Raw genomic sequence first — 12,998 nt, 5'->3', positions numbered from 1 at the left:
CGGCTTTATTCGTCATGTTTGTTGTCGCTGCGCGACCATAACTGCTACCCCATGCAGTGCAAAGCCAAATTTTCCCCGACGAGAGCCACCAACCCCAATCATTTTGCTTGTATTTTTGTAGCGGCTTCATTTTTTGTTCTTTTGGTCGCGCATGCCGCCTTTTTCACGGCTTTCAACGCCCGCGCGACCGGTGCCGACAGAATGAACGCGATTTCACTACGTAATCCTTAAAATCCTTGAAAATTCATCGGTTAACTGTTGCCCGTGGAAGTTTATCGGCATACCATCGCTCGGCTCGGTGGTTTTCACACTGTCCGGATCTCAACGTCAAAGTCCGGATAAAAGCGTTTCAGGGAACCATCCTCGATAAGGAGTAACCAACGTGATTTCGCATCAGGACGCCTTGATCTACACAATGGTTATGGTATCGGCCGCCGATAACGATATCACCGACGCCGAACTTTCCGCGATGGGCCGCCGGGTCCGTTATCTTCCGATTTTTGCCGGATTTGACAATGATGGCGTCACCAGTGTTGCGCGCGATTGCGCCAAGCTGCTGGGCGAAGAAGACGGCATGGACCGCACGCTGGATATGATCCGCGATGCCCTGCCGCGCAAACTGCGCGAAACCGCGTATGTCTTCGCCTGTGAAATCGTCCTGTCCGACAGTGAAATCAGCCAGGAAGAACTCCGCATTCTTGAATTGCTTCGCCACCGGCTTGATATTGACCGGTTGGTCGGATCGGCCATCGAACGCGCCATGGCGGCGCGCTATGTCCGGCCCGGTGATTTTTGATGTTTGCAACGACGGCCGCGGCACCTTGCCAGCACGGCCTCGTTGATTGAAAAACGGTTAATTCAGCATTCCAACTTTGTGTTGGGCCTGTCTGATCGAATTTGTGGAACCCAAAGCGCATTTTGGGCGTTACGCCCTGAAACTGCTGCTCTTGGTCATCCAGAATGGGTCAGGAGCCAGCCAACAAAACTTTCCGGTTTCGGGCCAATGGGCGCGGACCGTTTTTGCGTCGCCAATTCAGATATAGCTACCGTCACACAAAGGGATCGCCGTCATGACCGCTCTTTCCGGGGAAAACATCGCCTTTATCGGACTTGGATTGATGGGGCGTCCGATGGCGCTCAATCTTGAAAAGGCCGGTGCAGTCCTGACCGTCAATACCCGTAATCCCGAAACACTCAATGCCTTCGAAGATCTTGGCATTGCAACGGCCGGCACCCCGGCCGATGCCGCGGCCGAGGCAGACATCGTCATTATCTGTGTTGCCAACACGCCCGCACTTGAAAATGTGCTTCTGGGCGAAGAAGGCATTATTGACGGCCTGGAAGAAGGCACCATCGTCATCGACATGGGCACAACATCGGTCGAAGCCACACGGCGCTTTGCCGATGTGGTCGAAGAAGCCGGCGGCACATGGATTGATGCCCCGGTTTCCGGTGGCACCCACGGGGCTGAGAACGGCACCCTTTCCATCATGGTCGGCGCATCACCCGAAGATTTCGAACGTGCCCATCGGGTGTTTGACGTCCTTGGGTCGCGCGTCACCCATGTCGGCGATGTCAGTTCCGGCCAGATTGCCAAGGCGGCCAATCAGATGATTGTCGGCATCACCATCGGTGCCGTTGCCGAAGCCTTTTCCATGGCCGATGAAGCCGGTGTCGATCTTGATAAGCTGCGATCTGCGCTGACCGGTGGCTTTGCCGATTCTGCGATCTTGCAAAAGCACGGCGAACGCATGATCGAACGTAATTTCGAACCGGGCGGCAAGGTCGTCACCCAGCGCAAGGACCTGTTCCAGGCGCTTGAATTTTCCGAAGGCGAACTGGGGGTCGAACTGCCCATCACCCGTCTTGCCATGGAACTTTATGACGAATTGATCGACATGGGCCATGGCGATCTCGATCATTCAGCATTGATCAAAGTCTATGAAGAAGACTGATGCCGATCATGTCGAACTGGTCTCGGTTCTGACCTGCCCCGAATGCGGGCATGTCGAAACCGAAACCATGCCGACGGATGCCTGCCAGTATTTTTATGACTGCAAGGGATGCGGTGCAGTGCTGCGACCCAAGGCCGGCGATTGCTGCGTTTTCTGTTCATACGGCACCGTCCCCTGCCCGCCGATCCAGTTACATGGGCGCGGGGAAGACGGTGGCTGTTGCGGGCATGGCAACTGAGCTGCGCACGCCAGATTAGGCAACACAGATCAGGCAACAATGCCCGGCTTGTGGCTGCCGATCCGATACAGATAAAGGTGGTCCGATCCGGTTTTCATCGGCACTTCGCCAAACGCCTGCCAGCCGGGAATGGCAAAGGCGCGGGATATCAAAATACCGCCATTTGCCATACGCTGATCGAGCACATCGCCAACGTCGCCCATCACCCGCGGATCAAGAAAACACACCACAACGTCGCCCGGATCGCGATCAAGGGTTTTAAAATCACCCCGGATGAAATCAAGGTTGGGCCGCGCGGCCAAAACCGCCCGCATCCGGCTGATGGCATAGGGGATTGGCGATAATTCAATACCGGTTACTTTGACATCTGGCCTTGCACGCGCAATCGCCAGTGCCAGATCCCCCCAGCCAGATCCGAAATCCGTCACGGCCTTGGTATCACCCGGGATATAGGCGATGATTTCGTCGGCTGCCTTGGCCGATGTCGGCATCGGAACGGCCTTTAGCCGGATTGCATAACCCGCAATCAGCGCCAAAATAATTCCGACAAGGGCCAATACGGATAAATCAGTCATCAACCATCCAGATATGTTAGGGTCCGTGCCGCGCAGTGGTGCCACAGGCATGCGCGTACCGCAAGTCACGGCACACACAGCCAACTGAACACATTTGCAGAAGATACCGGAATGAGCCACGAAGAAACCGACAGCCGCATAACCGAGCTTGAAATACAGCTTGCCCACATGGAAACCGTCGTCACCGACCTGTCCGACATGATCAAAAAGCAGTGGGATCGTATCGATCTGCTTGAACGTCAGAACAAATTAATGTCGTCTGATATTAAACGCATGATCGATTTCCTGCGTACAGCACCCGAAGACGACGCACCACCGCCGCATTATTGATGGCACGCAGGGTTTGCTGGTTTCTGGCAATCGCGCCTGCCAATGAAAGATCGATTTGACCAACCTTTATCTCGACATACCGACCTTTGACGACTTCGGAAAGGTCCTTGATGGCACGGTGTATCATGCCCTTCCCGATGACTGGTGGGTGGGCACATCCGATGTGATTGGATCGACCAAGGCGGTCGAAGCCGGTCGATACAAGGACGTCAATATGGTCGGTGCGTCGGTGATCTGTGCGGTCAGCAATGTGCTTGGCCATTCAGATTACCCATTCCTGTTTGGCGGCGATGGCGCAAGTTTTGCCTGCCCCCCGGATCAGATTGACGCGGTGCGCGATGCCATGGCATCGACGGCCACCTGGGCGGCTGAAACCCTGGATCTTGAATTGCGTGTCGGTCTTGTGCGGATCGGCGATATCCGGGCTGCTGGCCATGATGTCCGCATTGCGCGCTATGCTGTTTCCAATCCGGTTTCCTATGCCATGTTTGCCGGCGGCGGCATGCAATGGGCCGAAGACCAGATGAAACAGGGCAACAACATGATCCCGGCGGCTCCGCCCGGCAGTCGACCGGATCTGACCGGGCTTTCATGCCGCTGGTCCCCGATCCGGGCGGAGGGTTCAGACGTTATTCTGTCGATCATTGTTGCAGGACGTGACGACCGCACCCGGTTTGATGCCACGGTTCATGAACTGTTTGCCATTCTTGATGACAGCCCGCGCAAAAGCAGCCCGATCCCCGAAAACGGGCCCGGTGTCGCCTTCCCGCCGCCCGGAATGCATCTTGAGGCAGAGGCCACCAAACACAAGGAAGGCGGTTATATCAAAGCATGGCTCAAGGCGCTTTACATCGCGCTGATAGCGGCCATTCTGATGAAAACTGGCTGGAAACTGGGCGCGTTTGATCCAAGGCGCTATCGCGATTACACCGGCTATAACACCGACTTTCGCAAATTTGGCGATGGGCTTTGGATGACGGTGAATTGCAGTTTGACCCGTGCAGAAGAAGTCGAAGCCCTTTTGCATGCGGCAGAACTGCAAGGCGACATACATTTTGGCACCCATCGCCAACGCAGCGCGATCATGACCTGCATCGTGCCCTCCATCACAAGCGACGCACATTTCCATTTTCTTGATGGTGGCGAAGGCGGCTATACCGCGGCGGCCACCGCGTTCAAGGCAAAAAGAAACCGTGATCAGGCCACTGGCGCATCATCCGCCAATGCATGAAACGCATCGATTGTGACGCTACAATAGATTTCTTGCATGACCATGGATTATCCCGGACACTTCCCTGATCCCGAACGGATCAGGATAGCCCCATGGACACCCGCGAGCTTGAAACCCTTATCGCCGTTGCAGATGCGCAATCCTTTCACGGTGCGGCGGATCGACTTGGCCTGACGCAACCTGCCGTCACCCGCCGTATTCAGCGTCTTGAAGAACGCATTGGCAAAAGCCTGTTTGACCGCGCCACCAAGCCCCTGCAACCAACCATCGCCGGGCACCGGGCGCTTACCGAGGCACGCGATCTGTTGCGCCGTCTTGAAGGTTTCAGTGACTCGGTTCTTGGCAACACCAAACGCCACGGCCCGTTTCGACTGGGCGTAAGCCACGGGGCCGCCCCGCTTCTGGCCGCCCAAGAACTCCGTTCCCTGCATCGGGCCTTCCCGGATATGTCGCTTTCGATCAAAAGCGGCTGGTCAGCCGAACTTCTTCCCCTTCTGCGCCGGGGTGAAATTGATGCCATGCTGTCGCTTGATGGCCCAAACGGCATTGTTGGCGGGGTACAAACCCGCGATCTGCCGGCAAGTCTGTCGCCGCAAACCCTGCTGGATGACGAAATCGTTGCCATCGGCCCGAAATCAGCCCGTCCCCATCCGACAACCATCAAAGAACTTGCCAAACACCCGATGATCCTGATGCCCGAAGGCTGCACCTTCCGTGCGCTTGGCAATGCATGGGCGCATAAAAACGGGGTCGAATTCACATCCGTGCTTGAGGTCTCCGCCCTTGAATTGCAGATCGAAATGGTCGCCGCCGGGGCTGGTTACGGGATCATGGCGCGGCGGTTTTGCCAGCACAGCCCGGCCGCAAACCGGATCAAGATCCTGGATATCCCCGGCATGAACTGGGGCATGGCCATCACCCTGATCCGGCGCGCATCAAGCTCTGATCTTGACGATATTATCGACAAGGTTGGTGAACTGGTGATTAATGCCGGCAAAGCATCCGATACCCCGCATGCAGAAATGTTATCAGCATCATAATCCGAATGAATTGGACGCATAGCGCCACCGCGTTCAATATCGCCACCAAACAATAATCCCTCTCGGAGGAACGCCTATGAGCCCCACTCAAAGCTCGCCCCAAAGTCCGCCGCCGCAAAGCCCCGCACGCATGACCATCATGCGGGCAAAAAAATGGTTCCCGTGGCTGGTTCTGCTTTCAGGCTGCCTTGTTTTATCACTGAACCTTGGTGTGCGTCAGTCACTTGGCCTGTTTATCCCGGATATGCTCAATGACACCGGCTGGAACGCGGCCACCTTTGGTCTGGCCTTTGCCATTCAAAACCTGATGTGGGGTATTTCCGCCCCGATCGCCGGTGCCATTGCAGATCGGTTTGGCACGACCCGGACCCTGATTGGCGGTGGCATCGTTTATGCGCTTGGGCTTTATCTGATGGGGACATCCGCCTCCCCCGGCGAGCTTTACCTCACCGCAGGTTTCCTGATTGGCACCGGTGTTGGCATCACGAGTTTTCCGGTGGTGCTTGCCGCCATCAGCCGCGTTTTCAGCAATGAAAAGCGAAGCTTCGCACTGGGCCTGGCCTCCGCTGGTGGTTCGGTTGGTCAGTTGGTGATGGCTCCGACCACCCAGGCGCTCAACAGCTCGCTTGGTTATGTCTCAGCCCTTGTTATCCTTGCAGCCATTTCGATGCTGATCATCCCGGCCGCCTTTGCCATGACCGGCAAGGCCGAAGGCAACAGCCCGACCGCCACCCCCGATCTGGGTCCGCAGGGCTTGGCCGCCGCGTTCCACGAGGCCCGCAAACATCGCGGCTTCGCATTGCTTAATGCCGGTTTCTTTGTCTGCGGTTTCCACATCGCGGTGATCGCCACCCACCTTCCGACCTTTACCGAACTTTGCGGCTTGCCCCGTTCGGTCGCGGCCGAGGGTCTGGCATTGATCGGGCTGTTTAACATTGTCGGCACGCTGACCGCCGGTTGGGCCGGTGGCAAATGGCGCAAGAAATATGGCCTGTCGTTTATTTACGGCATGCGTGCGCTGGTCATCGTGATCTTTATCTTTGCACCCAAAACGTCTGAAACCATCTTGCTGTTTTCGGCATCGATGGGCGCACTTTGGCTTTCGACCGTGCCGCTGACCAGTGGCCTGATCGCACAGGTCTTTGGCCCGCGCTACATGGCAACCCTGTTTGGCATTGTCATGCTGTCTCATCAGATCGGCGCGTTCTTTGGCGCCTGGATGGGCGGCATTGTCTATGACCTGACCGGTAATTTCGATGCCGTCTGGTGGGCATCGGTGGCCCTTGGTGTCTTTGCCGCCATCGTGCATATGCCGATTGATGACAGGGAACTGCGCGCCACGGCCAAGGCATAGGTTCGCCGCGCATTTCACAAATCAAAGCAGCGCCCGGTACCGTTCGGGCGCTGCTTTTTTTGTTCTCTTTTCCAACCATCGGCTTTGCGTTAAAACGCAGACCATGGACAGACCGATTTACATCACCCCCGAAGGGCTAGACGCCCTTAAATCCGAACTCGACCACCTTTGGAAAAAGGAACGGCCGGAAGTCGTGGCTGTTGTCCATTGGGCAGCGGGCAATGGCGACCGTTCGGAAAACGGGGATTACATCTATGGCAAAAAGCGCCTGCGCGAAATTGATCGCCGTGTGCGTTATCTGCGCAAGCGGATCGAGGATGCCGTCGTCGTCCGCTCTGATGAACAACCCGATCACGCCCATATCTTCTTTGGCGCCACCGTCACCTATGTGAATGCCCGCGACGAAGAAAAAACCATCCGCATCGTTGGCGAGGACGAGGCAGACAGCCTCAATGGCAAGATCAGCTGGATTTCGCCGGTCGCACGCGCCCTGATGAAATCGGGTGTCGGCGATGTCGTCACCGTTCGCACACCGTCGGGCGAGGATGAGCTTGAAATCTTAGAGGTCAGCTATCCGGCCTAAATCTACATCCGGCTTTTAACCCGACGGGTTGGTTCGGCGACTTGCGGGTCGTCGGGCCAGTAATGTTTGGGATAGCGCCCCTTCATCTCAGCCTTTACCTGCGCATAGGATCCGTTCCAGAACCCGATCAGGTCACTTGTCACCTGAATGGGCCGTTGTGCGGGGGATAGCAGATGCAAGGTCACCGCGACCTTGCCATTCGCCACCTTTGGCGTTTCGGTCGCACCAAACATTTCCTGCATGCGCACCGGCAAGGCGGGTGTCTCGCCGCCATAATCAATGCGGATGTTTGAGCCCGTCGGCACCTGCCAATGGGTCGGGGCCAAGCGATCCATTTCCTGTCGCTGGTTCCAGTCAATCCCGGCAAGTAATGCCTCTGAAAGATTGATCTGTTTAAGCTGGCCTCGTTTGGTAATGCCACCAAGATAGGGTGCCAACCAGTCCTCAAGCGATGCCAAAAGCCCGTCGTCAGAAACATCGGGCCAGGCATCGCCCTCCACCCGATGAAGAAACGCCAGCCTTTCGCGCAAGCCCTCCGATGCCTTGTCCCATGGCAGGCAATGCAGGCCGAGCTTGCGGATGCCCTCGATCATGGCCGCTGTAATCGCGTCGGGATCGGCTTCGTCATGGGTGGCTTTTTCATCCAATACCAGTGCGCCAATCCGGCGTTGCCAGCGGGCGGCAACCGCATCGCTTTGCGCGTCCCAGAAGACTTCCGTGCCCTCGGATATCTGATCGGCAAAATGGGTTTCAAGGGTGACACGCGCCACCGGGGCTGCAAGGTAAATCTTGGCCTCGCGCGCCTGCCCGTCCAGCTCGGCCACCGCGATATAGGGCTCCGACGCCAAGCTATCTTCATTGGGCAAAACGCCACCGCGCCCGCCCGACAGGCGATAGCGCGCGTCCGCCCCCTTGCGCCGCTCCCCGATCCGGTCGGGATAGGCAAAGGCCAAAAGCAAGCCAACCTCATCGGCCCGATCGACGCGCGCGGTATCGGGTTTTGCCAACCCGCCCTGCTTGACAGCATCGCGCAAACGGCGGGCCAGTTGTTTGGCGGCCTCCGATATCATTTTGGGCGCCCGGTTCTTGATGATCGCCTCCACACGAATGCGCAAATCCGCCCCGCGCCCGCGCATGAAATCACGATCAGACAACAACGCTGCCAGCGCACAGGCGACATCATCAAGGCCAAGCTGCGCGCCGCGCAACATCATGTGCGCCAACCGCGGATGGACCGGCAATCCGGCCATGGCCGTGCCCATCGGCGTAATGCGGTTTTCGCCATCAAGTGCTTCAAGGCCGCGCAAGACATCGCGTGCCTGATCGATCTTGGCGCGATCGGGCACATCGAGCCACGGCAGCATTTCGGGATCGGTAACACCCCAGCGCGCCAGCTCCAGCGTCAGCGGTGCCAGATCGGCCTCGGCAATCTCCGGCGCGGTAAAGGGCGCACGGGCACGATGTTCGTTTTCCGGCCACAGGCGATAACACACGCCCGGTTCCAGTCGTCCGGCGCGGCCGCGACGTTGCTCGGCACTGGCTTGCGATGATTTCACCGTCACCAGCCGCGTCATGCCCGATGCCGGATCAAACCTTGGCAGGCGTTGCAGACCGCTATCAATCACCACCCGGATGCCATCAATGGTCAGCGACGTTTCGGCAATCGCCGTGGCCAGAACCACCTTGCGCTTGCCGTCCGGGGCGGGCTGGATCGCGATGTCCTGCGCCTTGGCATCCATCGCGCCATAAAGCGGGGCGATGACGACATCACTTCCCACTGAATCCTTGAGTGCACTTTCAACCCGGGTGATTTCGCCCTGCCCCGGCAGGAAGGCCAGGATCGATCCGCTTTCCTCACGAAGCGCCGTTTTGATCGCGCCGGTCATTTCCACATCAATGCGGACATTGCCCCATTTATCGGGCTTGGGGGCAACGTACTTGGTTTCAACCGGATAGGCCCGGCCTTCGGATGTGATCACCGGGCAATCGCCCATCAGGCGCGCAATCGGTTCGCCATCAAGGGTGGCCGACATGACCACAAGGCGGAGGTCATCACGAAGCGCCCCCTGCGTTTCAAGGGCAAGGGCCAAGCCCAGATCGGCATCCAATGATCGTTCGTGAAATTCATCAAACAGGACGGCAGCAACGCCGGAAAGTTCGGGGTCATCCTGAATCATGCGAACCAGAATACCCTCGGTCACGACCTCGATCTTGGTGTCCTTGGAAATCTTGCTGTCAAACCGGACGCGATAACCCACACGCCCGCCAACCGCCTCGCCGAGTAACTGCGCCATGCGCCGCGCACTGGCACGCGCCGCCAGACGCCGGGGCTCCAACATGATGATCTTCTGATCCCCACGCCACGCGCAATCAAGCAAGGCCAGCGGCACCTTGGTCGTCTTGCCAGCACCCGGTGGCGCCTGCAAAACCGCATTGGTGCCGTTTTCCAGCACGGAAATCACATCCGGCAGGACGGCATCAATCGGCAGGGCGGGAAATCGGGAACTCATATGTTATCAATACTCAGCTTGGCACGGCAGATACCTGTTAGCGGGCATCGCCTAGCAATATCCCTGCGGGGTTGGCCGGGGCAATGAAAATCACGCCAGAATTTAATCTGGCCGCGGATGCCGATTGATCGGCCTCAATGCGCACACCCCTGATGATGATAGAATGATTTTATTGTTTTGGGCAGTTTCCCGCCTTCGACCTGCAAAAATGCGACGGGTCATCTGCACATAATGGTCTCATCCCTTTGGAACAGGAGACTTGTGATGAAAAGATATCTCGCAATTACCGCAATCGGACTGATGCTTGCTGGTGCGCTTGGCGTCGCCCAGGCCCAACAAGGCCCGCAAATGATGAACCCTAACGGCCAAGGCATGATGCAGGGTCCGGGTATGATGGGTCAGGGATATGGCCCGGGCAACGGACAAGGTTACGGTCCCTGCAACACGATGCCGTGCAATAACGGTGCGATGGGCCCCGGTATGATGAATGGCACTATGATGAACGGTGCCATGATGAATGGCGGCATGATGATGGGTGGCATGATGGGCAAAATGCATGGCCCGGAAATGATGATCGTCATGATGGACACCAACGGCGATGGCCAATTGGCGCTTGAAGAATTCCAGGCCGTCCATAACCGGATGTTCAACTATCTTGACGAAAACGGCGATGGCCAACTGACCGCTGACGAGCTGCGCCAACGCTAACCGCCGAGTTTAGCCACCGCGCCTGATGCCAAGGATGACGCCCTGCTCCGCCCCGATGCGCTGCAGGGTCTTCATCCCGCGCGTCAGGCCATAAAGCGTTTCCATCGCGCCCTCAGCCTTGGCCCGCGATGCTGCCGCGCGTGTGATATCATAAAGCCCGCGAAACACAGGTTCGGGCAAGGCACGCAAGGCCGCCTCCTTCTCCGCCCGGTTCGGATCGGGATGGGTAAAACTGAGTGGCGTGGTCGGGTCAAAATTCGACATGGTTTGATCTTGCGGGCTCGACGGGTTCGGCTTGGTGTTTTCTATCACGATTGACAGTGCCCAGACCATCCATGCCTGCGTCCAGCGCATGTAATTGCGCCGATCTGGCCGGCCGCCTTTCTTTATCCCGGCAAAGAACAGATCACGGCTCGGATCAAAAAGATTTTCTGCTGCCCATTCAGATACCCGGATCGCCCCGTCGCGGTCCCCAAACCGGCAAAGACTTGCCATCGCCTGTGCCACTGCATGGGCATCAAGGTAGCCATCCCGCCCGGCAAAGCTGCGCGGCAGGTCCTTTTTATCGAAGCACGCTGCGCGATAGAATTGCCACCCACATTCAATGGCTTTGTCCAGCCCGTCCATCCCCGACGCCCGCAAGCTGTCGAGAAGATCAAGAACATAGCCCGTGTGAAACCCGTCCACGAACTGGTGATGGGACCGCGTGCCATAGGCCCAACTGCCATCAGACTGTTGCGCATTGATAACGCGCTCCACCGCCAGTGCGGTTTTGTCATTCAGTCCGATCACCCGATGCAGTGCAAAGGCCGCCCAAAGGCTGGCATTATGGATTTCAACGACAACATGATCGAAATAGGCGAAATAGCCTTCCCGCCAGAGCTTGTCTTCAACAAACCCGGCCGCATGAACCAACGCCGGGTGATCCTTTTGCATCCCGCTTTGAAGTAACGCATCAACGACAAAGCTTGTCACAATCACATTGCTTTGATGACGTTTGGCGTAAAACGCCCGCGCCTGCCATTCAAAAGGATATCCCCACCCGCCATCCGGGTTTTGCATTTCAAGCAGGCGTCCCCGAACATCACAAAGGACCACACCCTGCGCGGCCCCACCCAGCAGGGCTAGTGTCTTCGGATTGACCATATTGGGAATGCGAACAACCTTGCGCAAGCCTTCCGGGTCACGCTTGATTGCCTGTAACCAGACCAACCGCGCCAGTCGGAACCGGCCAAGGCCGCTTGCGCGGAATAAAGCACTCTCAAGCCCGTCAAACGGATCGGCCCCGGCAAAGCCATCCGCGACCATGCGGTCCATCACACGATCCCGGATATCGATCAGACGATCCCTATTCATGCGCACACCCCGCACGCGAAGCAATCCCCGCCGCGATCCCGCAACAGACCAGATAATGCCCGTAATTCAGCGTATTATCCGTCATCATCGTCAGCATCGCCGAAAGCAGGATGCAGACGGCAAGACGCGCATGGCGAACGGTCCACAGCATCACAATCCATCCCGTCGTCCAAAGCATCGCCCCGGTGATTCCGGTTTCGAACAGCATGCGGAAATGATCGTTATGCAGGGCACCAAAGGATGCAAAGGATTGATAGCCAGACAGGATTTCCTCCACCGAACCGGCCCCGAAACCAAGCCATCGTTGGCCGACGGAACCACCTTGCCACATCCCCCAGAAATCCTGCCAGAACGCCAAGCGGCCACTGCCATGGGTCAGAAACAGGCGCGGTAAATGGGACATTGCAAACCAGCCAGCCAAGGCCAAGGCGATGATGCCAACAATCCAGGTCATCGCCCGCGAAAACCGGATCATCCCTATCAGATTGACCAACATCGCCAACACCGCAATCCGTGTTTGGCTGAGCAACACCGCCAAGGTCGATCCCAGCGCAAGCAGGCCACTTCCCCGCCAGCGAGCAACTGAACAGAGCGCAAAAAGGCCCAGAAACAAGAACGGCTGATTAAGACGCAATCCCTCATGCGTCATCTGAAACGAACTAGACAGCAGCAGATAAACCACCAGAACCGGTATCATCACCCGAAGGCTGTCCCGGCCAATCACAAGCCCGACCAACAGCCCGACCGGCAGCATCAAAAGGTTGCCGATCAGACGGAGTTTTTCGAGGCTTGCCCCATTGCCAGTCGCAATGACACCAATCAGCCCGGCAAGAACCAAACTGCCAGCAAGCAAATCTGACGTAATGCGAACCGGTCGAGCGTAAGCGCACAGTATCGCAATCCAGAAACCAAGCAGAATAAGCTTAGCCGCCATCCCGCCCGCTACAATCAGCCAGAGCGAGACGCCCATCAAAAGATTGCCCGCAAGTACCAACCAGATTGGCAGTGATACTGCTTGGCTGGCGGTTCCCGGCCCCTGCCCAGCGTATTGCACAACCCCGGCCCCAATAGCTTTCATCGCCGAGCCCCCTGCGCAAGCAGCGCGACAGGGTACGAAA

At 57.4% G+C, this 12,998-nt stretch carries 13 protein-coding genes; 9 read left to right on the top strand and 4 right to left on the bottom strand.

What is annotated here, in order from left to right:
- The first annotated feature begins 382 nt into the window (after positions 1–382).
- From AUQ41_RS08265 to AUQ41_RS08255, 3 genes are all read left to right on the top strand, one after another.
- A complete protein-coding gene (locus tag AUQ41_RS08265) occupies positions 383–796 on the top strand; it encodes a tellurite resistance TerB family protein (RefSeq protein ID WP_008890260.1) in 414 nt (137 codons plus the stop codon).
- Between the two features lie 274 nt (positions 797–1,070).
- Positions 1,071–1,955 (top strand): NAD(P)-dependent oxidoreductase, encoded by an 885-nt coding sequence (locus tag AUQ41_RS08260; protein WP_063087726.1) that lies wholly within the window; start codon positions 1,071–1,073, stop codon positions 1,953–1,955.
- Entirely contained in the window at positions 1,942–2,193 is a 252-nt protein-coding gene (locus tag AUQ41_RS08255) for a GDCCVxC domain-containing (seleno)protein (protein ID WP_063087724.1), read from the top strand. Before AUQ41_RS08260 ends, AUQ41_RS08255 begins: the two co-directional genes overlap by 14 nt.
- A 29-nt stretch (positions 2,194–2,222) precedes the next feature.
- Here the strand turns inward: AUQ41_RS08255 and AUQ41_RS08250 are convergent, their stop codons facing one another.
- The gene (locus AUQ41_RS08250; RefSeq protein ID WP_063087722.1) at positions 2,223–2,768 is read right to left on the bottom strand and encodes a trans-aconitate 2-methyltransferase; all 546 of its coding nucleotides are present in this window, start codon (positions 2,766–2,768) and stop codon (positions 2,223–2,225) included.
- Between the two features lie 111 nt (positions 2,769–2,879).
- Between AUQ41_RS08250 and AUQ41_RS08245 the strand changes: the two genes are divergently transcribed.
- The 5 genes from AUQ41_RS08245 (at position 2,880) to greB (ending at position 7,306) form a co-directional block, all read left to right on the top strand.
- Complete coding sequence (locus AUQ41_RS08245) at positions 2,880–3,098, top strand: SlyX family protein (protein WP_063087720.1); 219 nt, start codon at positions 2,880–2,882, stop codon at positions 3,096–3,098.
- Positions 3,099–3,153: 55 nt separating this feature from the next.
- Complete coding sequence (locus tag AUQ41_RS08240; RefSeq protein WP_063087718.1) at positions 3,154–4,329, top strand: DUF3095 domain-containing protein; 1,176 nt, start codon at positions 3,154–3,156, stop codon at positions 4,327–4,329.
- Positions 4,330–4,421: 92 nt separating this feature from the next.
- Entirely contained in the window at positions 4,422–5,369 is a 948-nt protein-coding gene (locus AUQ41_RS08235) for a LysR family transcriptional regulator (RefSeq protein WP_063087716.1), read from the top strand.
- Between the two features lie 76 nt (positions 5,370–5,445).
- Entirely contained in the window at positions 5,446–6,723 is a 1,278-nt protein-coding gene (locus AUQ41_RS08230) for an MFS transporter (protein ID WP_232308335.1), read from the top strand.
- A gap of 103 nt (positions 6,724–6,826) precedes the next feature.
- Positions 6,827–7,306: a transcription elongation factor GreB gene (gene greB / locus AUQ41_RS08225; protein WP_063087714.1), complete on the top strand. Its 480-nt coding sequence runs from the start codon at positions 6,827–6,829 to the stop codon at positions 7,304–7,306.
- Between the two features lie 2 nt (positions 7,307–7,308).
- On the opposite strand, the gene hrpB is transcribed toward greB, so the two are convergent.
- Entirely contained in the window at positions 7,309–9,816 is a 2,508-nt protein-coding gene (gene hrpB, locus AUQ41_RS08220) for an ATP-dependent helicase HrpB (protein ID WP_063087712.1), read from the bottom strand.
- 264 nt (positions 9,817–10,080) lie between these two features.
- On the opposite strand from hrpB, the gene AUQ41_RS21315 reads away from it, so the two are divergent.
- Positions 10,081–10,524, top strand: a complete 444-nt coding sequence (locus AUQ41_RS21315; RefSeq protein ID WP_063087710.1) for a hypothetical protein — start codon at positions 10,081–10,083, stop codon at positions 10,522–10,524.
- Positions 10,525–10,533: 9 nt separating this feature from the next.
- Here the strand turns inward: AUQ41_RS21315 and AUQ41_RS08210 are convergent, their stop codons facing one another.
- Both AUQ41_RS08210 and AUQ41_RS08205 read right to left on the bottom strand, forming a co-directional pair.
- Positions 10,534–11,880: a prenyltransferase/squalene oxidase repeat-containing protein gene (locus AUQ41_RS08210; protein ID WP_063087708.1), complete on the bottom strand. Its 1,347-nt coding sequence runs from the start codon at positions 11,878–11,880 to the stop codon at positions 10,534–10,536.
- Positions 11,873–12,958: a hypothetical protein gene (locus tag AUQ41_RS08205; protein WP_063087706.1), complete on the bottom strand. Its 1,086-nt coding sequence runs from the start codon at positions 12,956–12,958 to the stop codon at positions 11,873–11,875. The genes AUQ41_RS08210 and AUQ41_RS08205 overlap by 8 nt, the downstream gene beginning before the upstream one ends.
- Positions 12,959–12,998 lie beyond the last annotated feature (40 nt).

It is taken from the genome of Thalassospira sp. MCCC 1A02898 (assembly GCF_001618185.1).
GTDB classification, from domain to species: Bacteria; Pseudomonadota; Alphaproteobacteria; order Rhodospirillales; family Thalassospiraceae; genus Thalassospira; species Thalassospira tepidiphila.
The sequence above is the reverse complement of the archived record's forward strand: the minus strand, read 5'-3'. Positions and strand labels throughout refer to the sequence as shown.